The sequence below is a fragment of the Vagococcus sp. AM17-17 genome (genome assembly GCF_003471765.1).
Lineage (GTDB): Bacteria > Bacillota > Bacilli > Lactobacillales > Vagococcaceae > Vagococcus > Vagococcus teuberi.
Genome location: NZ_QRJY01000002.1, coordinates 58,365 through 77,374, shown reverse-complemented (window position 1 = coordinate 77,374; position 19,010 = coordinate 58,365). Strand labels below are relative to the sequence as shown.

General features: G+C 33.8%; 16 protein-coding genes and 1 pseudogene. 11 read left to right on the top strand and 6 right to left on the bottom strand.

Features of this window, described 5'->3' with window-relative positions; translation table 11 throughout:
• Positions 1 to 13: 13 nt before the first annotated feature.
• Both DW196_RS04120 and DW196_RS04115 read right to left on the bottom strand, forming a co-directional pair.
• A complete protein-coding gene (locus DW196_RS04120) occupies positions 14 to 613 on the bottom strand; it encodes a DsbA family protein (protein ID WP_118250334.1) in 600 nt (199 codons plus the stop codon).
• A 103-nt stretch (positions 614 to 716) separates the two neighbouring features.
• Complete coding sequence (locus DW196_RS04115) at positions 717 to 1,298, bottom strand: CYTH domain-containing protein (protein WP_084657234.1); 582 nt, start codon at positions 1,296 to 1,298, stop codon at positions 717 to 719.
• 134 nt (positions 1,299 to 1,432) lie between these two features.
• Here DW196_RS04115 and DW196_RS04110 point away from each other — a divergent pair, with 134 nt between their 5' ends.
• The 5 genes from DW196_RS04110 (at position 1,433) to DW196_RS04090 (ending at position 6,162) form a co-directional block, all read left to right on the top strand.
• On the top strand, positions 1,433 to 2,107 hold the full coding sequence (locus tag DW196_RS04110; protein ID WP_071457440.1) for a GTP pyrophosphokinase family protein: 675 nt from the start codon (positions 1,433 to 1,435) through the stop codon (positions 2,105 to 2,107).
• Positions 2,097 to 2,915, top strand: coding sequence for an NAD kinase (locus DW196_RS04105; protein ID WP_118250332.1), 819 nt, complete (start codon positions 2,097 to 2,099; stop codon positions 2,913 to 2,915). Before DW196_RS04110 ends, DW196_RS04105 begins: the two co-directional genes overlap by 11 nt.
• On the top strand, positions 2,912 to 3,796 hold the full coding sequence (locus DW196_RS04100; protein WP_071457438.1) for an RluA family pseudouridine synthase: 885 nt from the start codon (positions 2,912 to 2,914) through the stop codon (positions 3,794 to 3,796). Before DW196_RS04105 ends, DW196_RS04100 begins: the two co-directional genes overlap by 4 nt.
• Before the next feature lie 15 nt (positions 3,797 to 3,811).
• Positions 3,812 to 5,182, top strand: a complete 1,371-nt coding sequence (gene mgtE / locus DW196_RS04095) for a magnesium transporter (protein WP_071457437.1) — start codon at positions 3,812 to 3,814, stop codon at positions 5,180 to 5,182.
• Between the two features lie 77 nt (positions 5,183 to 5,259).
• Positions 5,260 to 6,162, top strand: coding sequence for a magnesium transporter CorA family protein (locus DW196_RS04090; protein WP_158563513.1), 903 nt, complete (start codon positions 5,260 to 5,262; stop codon positions 6,160 to 6,162).
• Positions 6,163 to 6,213: 51 nt separating this feature from the next.
• On the opposite strand, the gene rpsD is transcribed toward DW196_RS04090, so the two are convergent.
• Positions 6,214 to 6,825 carry a 30S ribosomal protein S4 gene (gene rpsD / locus DW196_RS04085; RefSeq protein WP_118250328.1) on the bottom strand — a complete coding sequence of 204 codons (612 nt, stop codon included), beginning with the start codon at positions 6,823 to 6,825 and terminating at the stop codon, positions 6,214 to 6,216.
• Positions 6,826 to 7,206: 381 nt separating this feature from the next.
• Here rpsD and DW196_RS04080 point away from each other — a divergent pair, with 381 nt between their 5' ends.
• Positions 7,207 to 8,001 (top strand): formate/nitrite transporter family protein, encoded by a 795-nt coding sequence (locus tag DW196_RS04080; protein WP_118250326.1) that lies wholly within the window; start codon positions 7,207 to 7,209, stop codon positions 7,999 to 8,001.
• Positions 8,002 to 8,049: 48 nt separating this feature from the next.
• Here DW196_RS04080 and def read toward each other — a convergent pair whose 3' ends face one another.
• The gene (def, locus tag DW196_RS04075) at positions 8,050 to 8,613 is read right to left on the bottom strand and encodes a peptide deformylase (RefSeq protein ID WP_071457433.1); all 564 of its coding nucleotides are present in this window, start codon (positions 8,611 to 8,613) and stop codon (positions 8,050 to 8,052) included.
• 231 nt (positions 8,614 to 8,844) lie between these two features.
• Here def and gndA point away from each other — a divergent pair, with 231 nt between their 5' ends.
• The 3 genes from gndA to pnp all read left to right on the top strand — a co-directional run bounded on the left by gndA (position 8,845) and on the right by pnp (position 13,011).
• A complete protein-coding gene (gndA, locus tag DW196_RS04070; protein ID WP_118250324.1) occupies positions 8,845 to 10,266 on the top strand; it encodes an NADP-dependent phosphogluconate dehydrogenase in 1,422 nt (473 codons plus the stop codon).
• Positions 10,267 to 10,419: 153 nt separating this feature from the next.
• On the top strand, positions 10,420 to 10,689 hold the full coding sequence (gene rpsO / locus DW196_RS04065) for a 30S ribosomal protein S15 (RefSeq protein WP_071457431.1): 270 nt from the start codon (positions 10,420 to 10,422) through the stop codon (positions 10,687 to 10,689).
• Between the two features lie 177 nt (positions 10,690 to 10,866).
• Positions 10,867 to 13,011 carry a polyribonucleotide nucleotidyltransferase gene (gene pnp / locus DW196_RS04060; protein WP_118250322.1) on the top strand — a complete coding sequence of 715 codons (2,145 nt, stop codon included), beginning with the start codon at positions 10,867 to 10,869 and terminating at the stop codon, positions 13,009 to 13,011.
• 52 nt (positions 13,012 to 13,063) lie between these two features.
• Here the strand turns inward: pnp and treR are convergent, their stop codons facing one another.
• The gene (gene treR / locus DW196_RS04055; protein ID WP_118250320.1) at positions 13,064 to 13,786 is read right to left on the bottom strand and encodes a trehalose operon repressor; all 723 of its coding nucleotides are present in this window, start codon (positions 13,784 to 13,786) and stop codon (positions 13,064 to 13,066) included.
• A 305-nt stretch (positions 13,787 to 14,091) separates the two neighbouring features.
• Here treR and treP point away from each other — a divergent pair, with 305 nt between their 5' ends.
• Together treP and treC are read left to right on the top strand one after the other, a co-directional pair.
• Positions 14,092 to 16,053 (top strand): PTS system trehalose-specific EIIBC component, encoded by a 1,962-nt coding sequence (gene treP / locus DW196_RS04050; protein WP_118250318.1) that lies wholly within the window; start codon positions 14,092 to 14,094, stop codon positions 16,051 to 16,053.
• A 15-nt stretch (positions 16,054 to 16,068) separates the two neighbouring features.
• Entirely contained in the window at positions 16,069 to 17,691 is a 1,623-nt protein-coding gene (treC, locus tag DW196_RS04045) for an alpha,alpha-phosphotrehalase (RefSeq protein ID WP_118250316.1), read from the top strand.
• Positions 17,692 to 17,742: 51 nt separating this feature from the next.
• Here the strand turns inward: treC and DW196_RS04040 are convergent.
• A pseudogene (locus DW196_RS04040) lies at positions 17,743 to 18,701 on the bottom strand (IS30 family transposase).
• Between the last annotated feature and the right edge of the window lie 309 nt (positions 18,702 to 19,010).

The following is a 19,010-nucleotide window of genomic DNA, read 5'->3' as shown; positions in this document are numbered from 1 at the left end:
AGGGCATTCCTTTTTAGTATTTAAGTATTTTGGCACGGCAACTGTGCGTATCTTCTGATTTTAATAATTGTTTGATTAAATCTGATGATGAAAAAGCATCGATCAAGACGCCAAAATTACGTGTCGAGTCATAGTTAAAAATAACGGCCTTTGCAAAACGATTGACACCCATTTCATTAGCCACTTGTTGGTCAATTTTGAAAAAATCTTTGATTAATTTTGATTGTCTATCTAATTTAAATGTTTCTTTGTCAGCATTAATTTTGGTTAAGATGGTATCAACTAGTTCCTCAGAATAAGCCACTTTTTTCTTCCCAACTAAATCTTGCAAATGAAAAAGAAATTTTCTTCCCATTTTGTTTCCTTGTAGTTGGGCAGCTTTAACATCTAGACAAGCAGAATAGATCGTTTCAACTAACTGGTTTCTATGAGTCAGGTCATTTGTTGGATAATTATTATCAATCAGGTAGTGTTGGATAATTAAGGGATTTAATACTGGAATTAATTTTAAGTAGACTTTGTTGTTTTCTTTCTCTATTGCCTCTAAAAAACGCTTTTCAGATAACAAACAAAGTTCATCTAACGGATTCACAAATAAATATATCTCGACCATTATGCCCCCCCTTACCTTAAAAATTGTTCTACTTCTTACGTATAACGTAACAAGAATTCGTAAAAAACAAAAGGGAAAAGCCTTTCGTTTCAGAGTATTCAAATCAACCGTGATATTTTATCATACGTGCTATTTTTTTGCTAGCAGGATGTCTTTTTATCCCTTTTTTTATTAGAAAATCATTAAAAAACAATTCTCCTTTTTTTGAGTCGGTGACTTCCATTTCAAGTTCATAATCAATTATTTTTCCAAAATGACTTTCATCAAGAACAAGTAAACACTCGTTATTTAATTTTTTTTCGCGTCTATATGTCGTTAAAAAGCCAATCACTTTTAAATCGGTTACAGATATACCAATAGATTCTAGATAATTAGCTACATCTCTACCAAGTGGAACTCTTTCTTCTTTGATTAAAGTGTTAATCTCTTTTTCAGTTAGAGAATCTGTAATTTCTTGAAAAGCATTTGTATTAGAAGTTGGTACTTTTAAAGTACATTCATTTTTTCCTTGTCTTTTTCTTAGTCTAAGTCCCATTGCCTTTTTTTTCAACGCGTTATCAAGTGTATCAAAATAACAATTTGTCTGAGAAAAAGCAGGAGTATCAGGAAAATACGTTGTTAATAATTGCTGAAATTCATCTTTAGTTAACATGTTTTTGAATTCGATTTCTATCTCTTTTTCCACATTCCTCACCTCGCGAATAGTGTAATGAATTGGTTATGAAAAAACAACTATCTTGTCTTATTAGCGTGCTAACTTTTTATGGGTAATTATGTTAAAATATAGCATGTATGTTGACAGTAAAGGTGGCGAATGAAATGGAAGATAGAAATTGGCAATTATTTTTGGCACCATACGAACAGGCAGTTTCAGAATTAAAAGTGAAACTCAGAAATATTAGAACACAATATAAAGAAAATAATTTACATACCCCAATTGAATTTGTCACTGGGCGTGTAAAACCGAAAGATAGCATCTTAACTAAAGCAACATTGCGAGGAATTGATTTAAATCGGTTAGAAGACGATATGCAAGATATTGCAGGTCTTAGAATTATGTGTCAATTCGTAGAAGACATATATGAAGTGGTTTCTTTACTACGTAAGAGGACTGATATAAAAATTATTCATGAACGTGATTATATCACCAATAAAAAAGCTAGTGGGTATCGCTCGTATCATTTAGTGATTGAATACCCAGTGCAACTCATCATGGGTGAGAAAAAAATCTATGTTGAGATACAAATTAGGACGCTTGCGATGAATTTCTGGGCAACGATTGAACATTCATTAAATTATAAGTATGATGGTGAATTTCCAGAAGAAATAAATAAACGCCTTGAGTTAACCGCTGAAGCAGCATATTTATTGGATGAAGAAATGTCAAAAATTCGTGATGAGATACAAGAAGCTCAACATCTCTTTTCTTACCGAGATTTAGAGCATTTAGAACGATATGTTAATGAAAAGAGAGGTGAAAGCGATGAGGATTAGAGTGTATTCCAATCGAAAGCCAACATCTAGAAAGGTAACGCAAGAATTATTGGAAAAGTTACGCAAAGCTGGGTTTATTTTAGATAAAAAAACCCCAGATGTGGTTATTACAATCGGTGGTGACGGGACTTTATTGAGTGCGTTTCATACGTATGAAAGTCAGTTGGATACTGTGCGTTTTATTGGTGTTCATACAGGTCATTTAGGGTTTTATACTGATTGGCGTGATTATGAAATTGATGAACTTGTTCGAAGTTTAAAAGAAGAAAAGCAAAATAGTGTGAGTTATCCTTTGTTAGATGTCTGTTTGACATACACCAATAATATGCCAGATAGACATTTTTTAGCACTTAATGAAGCGACAATTAAAAATGTGGATCGTACGATGGTAGCCAATGTTTTCATCAAGGATGAGCTGTTTGAGTGCTATAGGGGAGATGGATTATCAGTTTCAACCCCAACTGGTTCAACAGCGTATAGTAAAAGTTTAGGTGGTGCGGTGGTACATCCTCGTGTTAACACTTTACAATTAAATGAGATAGCTTCGCTAAACAACCGAGTATATCGGTCGTTAGGGTCTCCTATGATTATTGCACCAGATGAATGGATCAGATTAGATATGAAAAAAAGAGAAACATATAGTTTGCATGTAGATAATTTATCTTTAACAAATTCAAACATCAAACATGTAAAATTCTGCTTATCAGAAAAAAGAATTCATTTTGCTTTGTATCGACATACACATTTTTGGCGTCGTGTGAATAACGCCTTTATAGGAACTTCAAAAGAAAGTAGCGAGAGATTATGAGATTTAGCTGGACAGTAGATGAAGATAAGATTACGTTAAAACGTTTTTTAAATAATCAAGGCGTTTCAAGACGATTATTAGCTAAAATTAAGTTTCAAGGTGGAACACTTTTAGTAAATAAACAAGTGAGAAATACAAAATTTGAAGTAAAATTAGGCGATATTGTTACCATCATCATTCCAGATGAAGGGGAGCACGAAACGATGCTTCCTTTTGAATCTAGTTTAGATATTGTGTATGAAGATGATCATTTGTTGATTGTCAACAAACCAACAGAAGTGGCATCTATTCCATCTCAATATCATAAAAATGGTACAATGGCGAATTACGTCAAATATTACTATAATCAGCAAAATTATGTCAATCGTGTAATACATGTAGTGACGCGTCTTGACCGTGACACAACAGGGTTAATGATGTTTGCGAAACATGGATTTGCACATGCCATGATGGATAAACAACTTCAGTCGGGTGAATTAAAGAAATATTATCATGCGTTAGTTGGTGGCGATTTATCTCGTTTAAGCGAACATGAGATGATTGACTTACCTATAGGGCGAGATGAAACATCGATTATTAAACGATGCGTCATAGAAGGTGGACAACAAGCATTAACTGAATATACATTAGTCGAAAAAAATCAAGATATCGCACAAGTTTCGGTACAGTTACACACAGGAAGAACACATCAAATTCGCGTGCATTTTTCAGAGATTGGATGTCCGTTAATTGGAGATGAATTGTATGGTGGGGACTTAACAAAAGGATTGAATAGGCAAGCACTTCATTGTCAGAAGTTAGTTTTCCTACATCCATTTACAAGAGAGGAGTTAACATTTGAGTTGCCATTACCAAATGATATGAAAGAGTTAATAGAGTAAGGGGAGTTCGTTGGTATGACAGAAGTGTTAAACAAAGAAGAACAAGAAAAAGAATTACTAAAGTTATTGCAAAGTCAGAATATGGATGTTTTTAGGGAAAAGTTTCTTGATTGGCATTTGTATGAACAGGGACAATTTTATTTATCTTTAGATAAAAAAGAACGTCATCTGATGTATGCTTATTTGTCACCCAAAGAGATGGCTGATATGCTTGATGTCATCGAGGAAGACCATGAAGGATTAACAGATTATATTACAGAGATGTCACCTAATTATGTCGTGGCCATTTTAGAAAACATGTATACCGATAATGCGGTTGATATTTTGAGTCAGTTAGAAGAAGAAACTGCTAGAACGTATCTAGATCGTATGAAACCTGAAACATCGGTTAATATGAAACGACTGCTTCATTATGAAGATAAAACAGCTGGTTCAATTATGGCAACAGAATATGTATCGATTGTAGCCAATCAAACAGTACGTTCTGCTTTAACGCTTTTAAAGAAAAAAGCACAAGAAGCTGAAATCATCTACTATGTGTATGTTGTCAGCTTAACAAATCAATTAGTAGGTGTTATTTCGCTAAGAGATTTAATTGTGAGTGATGATGACATGATGATTGAAGAGATGATGGGCGAGCGTGTGATTAGTGTTGGTGTAAATGAAGACCAAGAAGAAGTCGCAAAAATGATTCGTGATTATGACTTTCTTGCTATTCCAGTTGTTGATGATAATAATCACTTATTAGGGATTATTACCGTTGATGATATCATTGACGTTATTGATGATGAGGCAGCAAGTGATTACTCTGGTTTGGCCGGGGTCGATGTTGAAGCGACCACTGAAAGTTCTTTTCAAGCTGCATTGAAGCGATTGCCGTGGCTTGTGACACTTTTGTTTTTAGGTATGTCGACAGCATCATTGATAAGTCACTATGAAGTGCTGATTAGTGAAGCGAGTATTTTAGCCGTATTTATTTCGTTAATAACCGGTACTGCTGGAAATGCAGGAACGCAATCATTAGCCGTTGCAGTTAGAAAACTGGCCGTCTCTGATGATAAAGAACTGAACTTTTTCTCATTAATTATGAGTGAGATATTAACAGGGATTATCACAGGAGCAGTAACGGGTGTGGTTATTTTCTTAGTTGTTGGTTTTTGGAAACAAAATTTCCCACTAGGAATGGTTATTGGTATTGCAATGCTTTGTGCGATAACAATCGCTAACTTAGCTGGTAGTTTAATTCCAATATTGATGGAAAAAATTGGTTTTGACCCTGCAGTAGCAAGTGGTCCGTTTATCACGACCCTTAGTGATTTGACCAGTGTGTTGATTTACTTTAATATAGCAGGTTTGTTTATGCCTTTAATCGTAGGTAGTGTATAATAAAATAGAAAGTAAAAAGAGGTCATGATTGATGACTTCTTTTTTATTAGTTAACAAAGAAAAAAGGGGCAATGACAATGTTGGTAGAACATCAGATAAATCCGTCTTTTAAATGGATTGAAACCCATCATTTATCAACGAGTGAAAAGAATATATTAAGAAACGAGTTTCAAATACCAGAGGAAACGCTTGAATATGTCATGGATATTTATGAACGAAGTAATTATATTACTGATTCTGTCAATGACATAGAGTTGGTTGTGATTCATGTTCCGACAAAGCAACCTAAAGACATTCGCTATGTGTCAAGACCAGTTAGTTTTTTAGTAAAAGATGACATGTTATTTTCGTTTAATGAAGCGGAAAGTACGATTAGTTATGAGGGTGTGAAAGAAAGTATCGAGCAGGTGAGTTCAGCAACGCCAATGATTTTTTTGTTTGAATTAATTCGTGAATTAATCGACCGTAATTTACCGATATTAAGAGAGATTTCTAAAGAGCGTCATCAGTTAGATGACTTGTTAACAGAAAGAGTGAAGAATAAAGATTTGGTTCGCCTATCTTACTTACAACAAACTCTGACATTCTTACTTAGTGCGTCAGAAAATAATTTAGAAATATTGGAACAAATAAAACGATCAAAATTAGGAAGAAGTTTTGATGAACAAACGATGGAACGCCTTGAAGATGCGATTATTGAAGCCAATCAGGTAGCACATATGACAGAACTTGAATCAGACATTGTAGACCGAATTGCTCGGATTTTCGATAGTATTATGAATAATAACTTAAATGATACGATGAAATTTTTAACAGTTTGGTCGTTAGCATTAGCTATCCCAACGTTAATTACAGGGTTTTATGGGATGAATATTGACTTGCCACGCTTGTCGTCAGATTATGAATGGATTTATGTGGTCATCTTATCCGTGATTCTAATTATCTGGTTAATTATGTTTATCAATCATAAGAGGAAATAAAAAAAAGAGATGGCATGCCATCTCTTTTTTTTATAAAAATAATTGATAATCTTATAGTAATTTGTTGTAGAACTCAACTACGTAAGACTCGTCAACTTCTTGTGGTAATTCATCACGTTCTGGTAAACGAGTGATACTACCTTCTAATTTTTCAGCGTCGAAGCTTACAAATGAAGGACGACCTAAAGTTGATTCAACAGCATCTTTAATGATTGTTAATTCTTTAGATTTTTCACGGATAGAGATAACTTGTCCAACAGCCACTTCGTATGAAGGGATGTCAACACGTTTGCCATCAACTAAAACGTGACCATGGTTAACTAACTGACGTGCTTGACGACGAGTTGTAGCTAAACCTAGACGGTATACTACGTTGTCTAAACGTTGTTCTAAAAGAACCATAAAGTTAACACCGTGTTTACCTTCTTTAATTTTTCCGGCTCTCATGAAAAGATTACGGAATTGACGTTCATTTAAACCGTACATATGGCGTAATTTTTGTTTTTCAGTTAATTGCATACCATATTCTGATTTGTTTCTTCTTTGGTTTGGTCCGTGTTGTCCTGGTGCATATGGACGACGAGCCAATTCTTTACCAGTTCCTGATAAAGATACGCCTAAACGACGAGAAATTTTCCAACTTGGTCCTGTATAACGAGACATTTAAAAATCCTCCAATATAATTTTTTATTTGGAGTAAAATAATTTCTTGAAAATATTAATAGACGCTTAGTTTATTCTTCAATCTTCACCTTTGCAGCCGCGGTTACGCAATTGAACCCATAAAGGCAATAAACTAATAAACGTGCTACTTATTTTCTAGCTGCATTATTTTACACAAATTCCATTATACTTTATCAATTTTGAAAAGACAAGAATTAATTGATGTTTTGTAGAAAAGTTTAAATAGAAAAATTTGACGTATTTTATCCACATTTTTATTAAACTTTTAGTAGATTTGGACGAGTTTTTAAGATATAGTATCTACTGTAAATAAAAGTTTGTTCAAAAAATAACAATGTTATCAAAGGAAGGAATAAGACAATGGCACAACATTCAGAATTGATGGCCAAACTAGATGCGTCCATCGAAAAAAAAGATGAATTAATCCAAAAACATTTTGGGAAATACGCGATGCGTTCGATATTAGCAACACTATATCTGAGCTTAGGATCAGCGATTGCAATAGGATTAGGATTGAAATTTACAGACCCAGCAGCGGGAAAAGCTTTATACGCGATGGCATTTGGTTTGGGATTAGCTTTAATCATTTTTCTTAATGCAGAACTTGGAACATCTAACATGATGTATATGACAGTTGCGACTTACCGAAAGAAATTAGCACCAAGTCGTGCGTTAAAAATATTGCTAGTTTGTGTGCTGTTTAATTTAATCGGTGCACTCGTTATTGCTTATATGTTATCTCTTACAGGATCTTTTAAAGGATTACCAGCAGATAATTTTTTAACGCATCTGGTTGAGGGGAAATTTGAAAAGGGAATCCTTCAAACATTAATAGAAGGGATTTTTGCCAATGTGATTGTTAACCTGGCTGTTTTGATGTCGATGAAATTAAAAGATGATGTGGGTCGATTATTTGGTGTCATTCTAGTTATTTTTATTTTTACCTTCTTAGGATTCGAGCACGTTATCGCCAATTTTATTTACTTCCCATTAGCATATTTTTCATCAGGCGGGGTAATTGCTGGAATGACGGTTGGTGCAGTAGCGACCAATTTGATTTTTACTTTCATTGGTAACTTTATTGGTGGAGGATTGGTTATTGGGTTAACTTATTCTTGGTTGAACAAAGATGAATCTGTTGACTATTTAGATTAATTGAGTAGAACAAAAAAAGCTTGTCATACAATTTGTATGACAAGCTTTTTATTGGATAAAAATAACATCATCTGGTGCATAATTTGGATGTTCTTCATTAATATGATCGTAGAACATAATACCATTGATATGATCAATCTCATGTTGTACCACAATGGCCATATAATTTTTCAAACGAATTTTATGTTCTTCACCATTTATATCATGATAAGTAACTGTAATTCGTGCGTTCCTAATAACGTAACCTGGTACGGGTCTGTCAACAGATAAACAACCTTCTCCTTCTTCAAGAGCGGCTTGTTGAACTGAGTGACTTACTATTTTGGGATTATACATGACAGTGCTTAAAAGTGGTTCAGTATCTTCTTCTGACTGACTAGGAATTTCAATTGCAATAATGCGTTTTGAAATATTTAATTGTGGTGCGGCAAGTCCAACACCACCACGCAGTTTGTACTTTTCTGCAAGTTCTGGGTCTTGACTATTTTTTAGAAACTCTTGCATACGTTTACCTAGTTCAATATCTTCTTCTGATAAAGGTAACTCAACTTCTTTGGCAACTTCACGAAGGGTAGGATGCCCCTCACGGATAATATCATCCATTGTAATCATCAATATCCCTTCCTTTCTATTCTAATATAGTACTTTTCATTTTACCATAAAATGAAAACATTGAGAAATAAATAAATCGCTTAAACCCTTAATAAATGTTATTTTTACTTATTTTATTTTGGTAATAGAACGATGAAAACTTTCATATTTTTCTAAGAAACTAAATCAGTTATGTTATTATTCTAAAGGATTTATAACTAATGAAAAAAGTTACAGGAGGCAATTGATTAAATGAGTAAGCAGCAGTTTGGTATGGTAGGATTAGGTGTTATGGGAAAAAATTTGGCTTTAAATAGTGAAAGCAAAGGATACAGCGTGTCCGTTTACAGTCATTTTTATCATGAAACAGATGAGTTTTTAAAGAATCATCCAGAAAAAAACATTAAAGGATTTGAAACAATTGACTCTTTTGTTGAATCAATTGAAACACCTCGAAAAATAATGCTGATGGTAACTGCTGGAAAGATAACAGATACTATGATTGAACAGTTAGTCCCTTATTTAGATGAAAATGATGTGTTGATTGATGGAGGAAATACTCATTACACTGATACACTCAGACGAAGTAACTACTTAAAAGAATTTGGAATTAACTTTGTGGGTTCAGGTGTGTCTGGTGGGGAAGAAGGTGCACTAAACGGTCCATCACTCATGCCAGGTGGTCAACGTGAAGCATATGATTTAATTAAACCTTTGTTTGAAGATATTGCAGCTAAAGCTCATGATGGAAAACCTTGTGTGTCTTACATTGGACCAGACGGAGCTGGACATTTTGTTAAAATGGTTCATAACGGTATTGAATATGGTGACATGCAGTTGATCGCCGAGAGTTATGATATTTTATCTAAAGGATTGGGTATTAGTATAGAAGAAATATCTCAAATCTTTAATTCTTGGAATGATGGCGAACTAAACAGCTATTTAATGACGATTACATCAGAATTATTAATGAAGAAAGATGATTTAGACACGCAAGATTACATCGTCACACACATATTAGATAAAGCAGGCAATAAAGGAACTGGGAAATGGACCAGTCAAAATGCACTTGATTTAGGTGTGCCATTACCTCTTGTAACAGAAGCAGTTTTTGCTAGATTTATGTCAGCTTTAAAAGAAGAACGATGCGAGGCAAGTCGTATTTTACCAGGACCAGATGCTACTATAGACATAGAAAAAAACGTCATGATAGAAAAAGTCAGAAGAGCCTTATACTTTAGTAAGATTATGAGTTACGCGCAAGGCTTTTCACAAATGATGATGGCAAGTAATGAATACAATTGGTCATTAAACTATGGAGAAATCGCTCAAATATTTCGTGAAGGCTGTATTATACGTGCACAATTTTTACAAAAAATCACAGATGCTTATGAAAAGAATCCAACACTAAAAAATCTAATGTTAGATGACTACTTTTTAAGTATTGTTTCAGAATACCAAAGTGACATTAGAGAAGTTGTTTCTTTAGCAGTTAAACTAGGCGTACCAGTACCAAGTCTGTCTTCGGCGATTTCTTATTATGATTCATACCGCTCAAAAGACTTACCAGCCAATATTATTCAAGCACAAAGAGATTACTTTGGTGCACATACTTATGAGCGAAAAGACCGAGAAGGAATATTTCATTATGATTGGTACAAAAAAGATAAATAAAACGAGAATTAAGTGTATGAAACAGTTGCTTTTATGCTAAAAATCATGTAAAGTACCATTGTGTGATAAATCGTCACATGCCTATTACTTGGTACATCGAATCACCAACGATATACTCAGTTTTGGGGAAATAATATAGAAGAGGTGAAAGACATGGCAATTTCAAAAGAACGCAAGAACGAAATCATTAAAGAATACGCACGTCACGAAGGAGATACTGGTTCTCCAGAAGTACAAATCGCTGTTTTAACTGCAGAAATTAATGCATTAAACGAGCATGCACACGTGCATAAAAAAGACCACCATTCATACCGTGGATTAATGAAAAAAGTTGGTCACCGTCGTAACTTACTAGCTTACTTACGTAAAAATGATGTTCAACGTTACCGTGAATTAATCAAACGTTTAGGCTTACGTCGTTAATCAATTTAGCCAAAAATAAGAGGATAAGTGAGGTCGTTTTGATCTCGCTTTTCTTTTAATAAAAAACCGAGGATGAGCTGATTGTCTACTATGCAAATATGAGTTTTCTTATTTTTTTGAGATGATTGATATTTGTTTAGTAGTCTGTTCACCTCGAGTATGCAAAGGAGAAAAATAATGCATAGTGAAAAACGTGTATTTGAAACAACTTGGGGCGGTCGTCCGCTATCAGTTGAAATCGGGCAATTAGCCAAACAAGCAAATGGAGCAGTGTTAGTAAGATATGGTGACACAGTGGTATTAAGTGTCGCAGTGGCTTCAAAACAAGCGAAAGATGTTGATTTTTTCCCATTAACAGTTAACTACGAAGAAAAAATGTATGCTGTTGGGAAAGTACCAGGAGGATTCATTAAACGTGAAGGACGTCCAAGTGAAACAGCAACATTAACTGCTCGTTTGATTGATAGACCAATCCGTCCAATGTTTGCGGAAGGATTCCGTAATGAAGTTCAAATTACGAACACAGTGATGAGTGTGGAACAAGATTGCTCACCTGAAATGGCAGCAATGTTAGGTTCATCTTTAGCTCTATGTGTATCTGATATTCCATTTAATGGCCCAATTGCTGGCGTTGAAGTTGGTTTTGTTGACGGTGAGTATGTCATCAACCCAACTGTTGAACAAGCAGAGCAAACAACGATTGAATTATCAGTAGCTGGAACAAAAGATGCCATCAACATGGTTGAAAGTGGCGCAAAAGAAGTATCTGAAGAAGATATGTTAGGTGCCCTTTTATTCGGTCATGAAGAAATTAAACGTTTGGTTGCTTTCCAAGAAGAAATTGCCAATGAAATCGGCAAAGAAAAAATGGAAATCGAGTTATTACAAGTTGATGCTGATTTAGAAAAAGAAATCAATGATACTTATATGCCTCGTATGACTCAAGCAATTCAAACAGAAGAAAAATTAGCTCGTGAAGACAATATTTCAGCTTTAAAAGATGAAGTGATTACTGTTTACGAAGAAAAATTTGCTGAAGATGAAGAGTCTGCTAAATGGATGAAAGAAGTTCGTCAAATCTTAGAAGACATGGAAAAAAATGAAGTTCGTCGCCTGATTACAGTTGAAAAAGTTCGTCCTGATGGTCGTAAAATTGACGAAATTCGTCCTTTATCATCTGAAGTAGGAATTTTACCACGTGTACATGGATCTGGTTTATTTACTCGTGGGCAAACACAAGCTTTATCAGTTTGTACATTAGCACCACTTGGCGAACATCAAATTATTGATGGTTTAGGTGTGGAAGAAAGCAAACGATTCATCCACCACTATAACTTCCCACAATACTCAGTTGGTTCAACTGGTCCAATGAGATCACCAGGTCGTCGTGAAATCGGACATGGTGCATTAGGTGAACGTGCGATGGCACAAGTCATTCCAAATGAACAAGAGTTTCCATACATGATTCGTGTGGTTTCAGAAGTATTAGAATCAAATGGTTCTTCTTCTCAAGCAAGTATCTGTGCAGGAATCTTGGCCTTAATGGATGCTGGTGTTCCAATCAAAGCACCTGTTGCGGGTATTGCAATGGGACTTGTAATGGATGGGGATAACTACACTATCCTAACAGATATACAAGGTATGGAAGACCACTTGGGTGACATGGACTTTAAAGTTGCCGGAACAAAAGATGGTATTACAGCATTACAAATGGATATTAAAATCGAAGGAATTACAGAAGCTATCTTAACAGAAGCTCTAACTCAAGCGAAAAAAGCACGTATGGAAATTCTAACTGAATTGACATCAACAATCGCTGAACCTCGTAAAGAGTTAAGTAAATATGCTCCTAAGATTGAAATGATTCAAATCAAACCTGAAAAAATTAAAGATGTTATCGGTAAAGGTGGCGAAACCATCAATAAAATTATCGAAGAAACTGATGTTAAAATTGATATCGATCAAGATGGTAATGTAAGTATTGCCCATCAAGATCAAGATAAAATCAACCGTGCGATTGAAATCATTAAAGATTTGGTTCGTGAAGTTGAAGTTGGAGAAGTTTACTTAGCAAAAGTTGTTAGAATCGAAAAATTTGGGGCCTTTGTTAACTTATTTAAAGGAAAAGATGCCTTAGTACATATCTCTCAATTCTCACATGAGCGTGTGAATAAAGTAGAAGATGTAGTTAAATTAGGTGATGAAATCCTTGTTAAAGTAACTGAAATTGATCGTCAGGGACGTGTCAATGCTTCTCGTAAAGCGATGATTGAAAAACCAAAAGAAGAGAAAAAAGAAGAAACAAAAGAAAAATCTGAATAAAATCAAAAATCACCTATTAGAGTTATCTAGTGGGTGGTTTTTTCTTAGTATATTAGATAGTTGAAGGGTTTCTTCTTGCAAAATCGTAAAACAAAAATTTGTCAACACGGTGTCTACTTTCTGTGTATTGAAACTGTTCAGCATTAGCTAAAAAGACACGGCTTTGAATTGACACAATATTATTATCTTGTGAATTTAAATCTAAATGGTCTTTATCTAATTGATTTAAAGGAACAACCCTGATTTCTTTTTCGGCAAAAGAGATCTGTAAATTTAACTCTTTTTCGATATGTTTGTAAATGGAATCCTCTCCAATCTCGCGTGTTAAATTAGGAATTAATCGACATAACAAATAATCTGTGTCACGAATTACTTTTTGATGATCAATTTCTCTTGTTCTTATTATTTTCCAGACATCTTCATCTTTTTCGAATCCTGTGAGACGACTTAAATCTTCAGAAATTTTTATTGTTTCTAATGAGACGACATCAGTGATACTATCATATCCATATGCTTGTTGTAATTCTTTGTAACTTGTTAAACCTGAGATAGGGAATCTTAGTTGTTCTCTTTTTAAAACCATAGATCCTTTGCCATGTATTTTTTGGATATACCCATTTGTCATTAATAAATTCAATGCTTTTCTGACAGTATCTCTTGATACTTTAAACTGTTTCACATATTGATTTTCACTAGGTAAAAAATCTCCCGGACCGTACTCACCTTTTAAAATGCTGTTTTCAATTGTTTGATAAATTACTTCATAAGCTTTCATATAACTAACTCCTTTTTAACTTGTTCGAACAACTTATAGTAAGTATAAAATAGGTGATACTTCTTTTTATTCAAATGAGAAAATTTTAATAAAACATCTGTTCAAAAGTTGCGTTGTATTGGTTTTTATATACAAGTGAACGTTTTGTTGGTAAATAAACCAACAAATTAAGTCATTAATTAAATAAAAATGTGAAAGAAAATTAATATGAGGTGCAAATATAATGTTAGCGCTTTACAAATAAAAAAATAGGGTGTATATTTCATTTAACATAACTTGTACATACAAGTGGAAGGAGAAAGAAGATGGGAAAATTTAATCAAGATGCATTGCTATTACTAGACTATGTCGGTGGAAAAGAAAATATTGCGGCAGTTACGCACTGTGCAACACGTATGAGGTTTGTACTAAATGATCCATCTAAAGCACAAGAAGATAAAATAGAAGAAATATCTTGTGTGAGAGGTATTTTTACCAATGCTGGACAGTTTCAAGTTATTATTGGAAATGAAGTACCAACGTTCTACGAAGAATTTATGTCAGTAGCAGGAATTCAAGGTGGAACAAAAGAAGAAATAAAATCAGCGGCAAAACAAAATCAAAACATGTTACAACGAGCAGTCACTATGCTTGCAGAAATTTTTACGCCATTATTACCAGCAATTATTGTTGGGGGATTAATATTAGGATTTAGAAATATTTTAGAAGCGGTACCAATGGGATTTTTAGATGGAAAAACGATAACAGAATCATCGACTTTTTGGAACGGTGTGAATGGCTTTTTATGGTTACCAGGTGAGGCTATTTTTCACTTCCTTCCAGTAGGGATTACATGGAGCATCGCTAAAAAAATGAGAGGAACAGAAATACTAGGAATTATCTTAGGGATTACACTAGTTTCTCCACAGCTTTTGAACGCCTATTCAGTCAACTCAACTAGTGCAGCAGATATTGCAGCTAACTGGAGTTGGGATTTTGGATTCTTTACCATGGATAAAATTGGGTATCAAGCACAAGTTATACCAGCTATGTTAGCAGGTTTTATGTTAGTATATCTAGAAAGATTTTTAAGAAAACATATTCCAGAAGCTGTTTCAATGATATTTGTTCCGTTTTTTGCTTTATTACCAACTATTTTAGCTGCTCATTTAATATTAGGACCAATTGGTTGGAAAATAGGTTCTGCTATTTCAACAGTTGTAAATACTGGATTAACATCATCTCTTAATTGGCTATTTGCTGCTGTATTTGGTACTTTTTATGCACCACTTGTTATTACAGGTTTACATCATACAACGTTAGCTATTGACCAACAATTAGTAGCAGATTTTGGCTCAACGAATCTTTGGCCAATGATTTGTTTATCAAACATTGCTCAAGGAGCAGCTGTTTTAGCTGTTGTATATGCTCATAGAGGAAATAAAAAAGAAGAACAAGTGTCTGTTCCATCAGTTATTTCAGCTTGGTTAGGTGTAACAGAACCTGCAATGTTTGGGATTAATTTAAAATATATGTATCCATTTGTTGCAGCTATGATTGGTAGTGGGATAGCTGGTTTATTTGTGACATTATTTGGTGTTAGAGCCTTATCAATTGGTGTTGGTGGCTTACCAGGTATTTTAGCTATCATGCCAAAATATTACGGGGTATTCTTTATAGGGATGATTATTGCAGTTATAGTCCCATTTATTTTAACATTATTCTTTAGAAGAGCAGGTATTTTCAATCAGCTAGACAGAGTTGGTGAAGCTATTTCACCTATTGATGATAGCTTAAGCATACCTGTGACATCTGAAAATGTTGCTAGTGAAGTTGTTTCGGTCTATGCACCATTAGTTGGAGAGTTATCACCAATTACTGATTCAAAAGATCCAGTATTTTCTCAAGGAACAATGGGACAAGGAGTGGTCATTGAGCCGATGGAAGGTCATGTTTACGCACCGATGAACGGAACGATAAGCTTAGTATTTCCTAGTAAACATGCAATAGGTATTGTAGATGATCATGGAATTGAAATGTTGATACATGTTGGTCTAGATACAGTTAATTTAAATGGACAGTATTTTGAAACACATGTCAAACAAGGCGATAAAGTGATGATTGGTGACTTATTACTAGATTTTGATATAGATGGTATTAGAGAGTCAGGATTTTTAACTCAAACACAAGTGGTCATTACTAATTCAGATAGTTATCAAGTAGACCCGATAATCAAAGATGGTAACGTGACAAATGATACAGGAATTTTGCAAGTTAAAACAATTTAGTTAGGAGTGACGTCATTGAGTTTTAAGGACAAAGTAATCTATCAGGTTTATCCAAAATCATTTTATGATAAAAATGGGGATGGTGTAGGAGACATACAAGGTATTATTGAAAAATTACCCTATTTAGAAACGTTAGGTGTTGATATGATTTGGTTAAATCCAATTTATCCAAGTCCACAAAAAGATAATGGCTATGATATCTCAAACTATACAGCGATTGACCCAATATTTGGCACAGAAGCAGATTTTAAAGAACTAGTAGAAAAAGCACATGAAAAAAAGATTGATATTATGCTAGATATGGTGTTAAATCATGTATCAATTGAACATGAATGGTTTAAAAAAGCATTGGGAGGTGATTCTTATTATCAAGACTTCTTTATATTAAGAGATGAACCAACTAACTGGGAATCAAAATTTGGTGGAAATGCATGGTCTCAATTTGGTGATACACCTAAATATTTTTTACATTTATTTGATAAAACGCAAGCTGATCTGAATTGGCGTAATCCAAATGTTCGAAAGGAACTATATAAGGTAGTTGATTTTTGGACAGCTTTAGGTGTAAAAGGATTGCGTTTTGATGTGATTAATGTCATTGGAAAAGATGAGGTCTTAAAAGACGCAGAAGATCAGGTTGGTAAGTTTGAATATACTGATAAACCAATTGCCCATGAATTTATTCATGAGATGAACCAAAAAACGTTTGGAAAAGACAAATCGATTGTCACAGTGGGGGAAATGAGTTCAACTACTATCGAAAATGGCATTCTTTATACCGCACCTGATAGAGAAGAACTGAGTATGATTTTTAATTTTCATCATTTGAAAGTGGATTATAGAAATGGTGAAAAGTGGACTAAAATGCCTTATGATTTTGAAGCATTGAAATTTATTTTACATGCTTGGGGAGAGGGTATGAGTGATGGAAATGGATGGAATGCCCTGTTTTGGAATAATCATGACCAACCACGAGCACTTAATCGGTTTATTGATTGGAAAGACTATCGAGAGCGTGGCGCTAAGATGTTAGCTGCATCAATTCATTTAAACCGAGGAACGCCTTATGTTTATATGGGAGAAGAGATTGGCATGTTAGACCCTGAATTTTCTGAAATAGAAATGTATCAAGATGTTGAGACACATAATGCTTATGATATTTTAATTAGTGAAGGGTTAAATCATCAGAAGGCAATGGAAATCATCCAAGCAAAATCGAGAGATAACTCCCGTACACCAATGCAGTGGGATTCGACGGAACACGCTGGATTTAGTACAAGTACACCTTGGTTATCTACAGGGAAGTATACTGACATTACGGTAGAAAATGAATTAGAACATGGAACTATTTTCACTTTCTATCAAAAGCTAATCCAATTAAGAAAAGAAAAAGAAGTCATATCAAAAGGAGATTATACACCTTTTGACGTTCCTAATACGAGAATATTTGGTTATGTGAGACGATTTGATGATGAAGCGTTACTTGTCTTAAACAACTTTTCAAATGAAGCCGTAACAATTGATATTCCAGATGAGTTTTTAAATGGTGAAGTTTTAATAAGTAATATCGATACTATTTCTTTAACGAAAAAAATGACCTTAGAGCCTTATCAGACAACAGGTATTTATACTAAATAATAGAAAAACCAGCGACCGTTATAGTCGTTGGTTTATTATATTTTTTATTTGTCAAATTAAACTAGACAAAATATCATTGTCTACATAACTCAAAAATACTTCCAATGGTGTTTTATAGTTTAATGATTTTCTAGGAATATTATTTCTTTTAGATGCGATAGATTGGATAAAATATTCCTCAACTTCGTTGAAATCCATTTGTTTAGGTAAGCCATCTTTACGTAATAAACCATTAGAGTGTTCATTTAAACCTCGTTTTGATGGTGTTCCTGGATCGGCAAAATAAATATCAATATCATTTCGATTGCTGATGATTTCTAATTAGAAAATTATTTACCACAATCGAATGTGATTGATTTAAATAGATGGCATGGAAACTTTTTAAGCCAATTATTTAAACTATTTTCGATATCTTTCGCTCGTCTGCCTATTGATTTTAACGTAATAATAACTTTTGATAGTCTTTCAAAAAATGTGATAACAGCAGTTTTATGATCTTTTCCAACAATTGTGTCACCTTCAAGGTGACCAAATTCATTATTAAAGAGTTGATAATCCTTATTACGTTGATGAATGTTTCTTTTAAAGGCTTGTTTTACTCTTTTTTCTCTATAACCATTTGCTTTCCCTTTACATTTCATAGGTAATGCAGTCAAATCAAACAGTCCTTGCTTAAATAATCTATAGAGAGTACTGATATAACATGAGATAGGAAAATCAGCACGACCAATAATGACATCTGGAGTCCATCCTTGAACAACTTTCTTTTGAATGTATTCTGTTTCATTATCAGATAAAGAAATAGGGTGTCTGCCACAATTCTTTTTATTATTTTTGTATCTTTTATAGTAATCTAGTGCAGATAGTCCCTCGTCAAACGCTTTGTAAACAGTATAGATAGTCTGTTTTGCTCGTTTCAATTGTTTCGCTACGTATGTTCTTTTTTTATTTTGATGGTAATAAGTTTCTGTCAAAACTAGCTTGTCTGTAGTCAGATTTGTATAGGTCATTTGTGAACACTCTCTTTGTTTCCTTTGGTTGGAAAGATAATTTGAGTGTATCACAAATGATTTTTTTAGTTGTCTAGCTTAATTTTACAATCGGCGTAGTTAAAAAAATATATATTTTTGTTTGATTATAAAAAGTATACTTTTTATTAATAAAACTAGAATAAAGTATGAAAATACACAAAATGTTATAAAAAATTCTTCATATATGATAGAATCATATATGAAGAATTTTTAAGAAATACGGGAAATAAAATACGTCTTAGGTCGTATCCTGATATCAATCATATGTTTGATATTATTTGGCTTAAA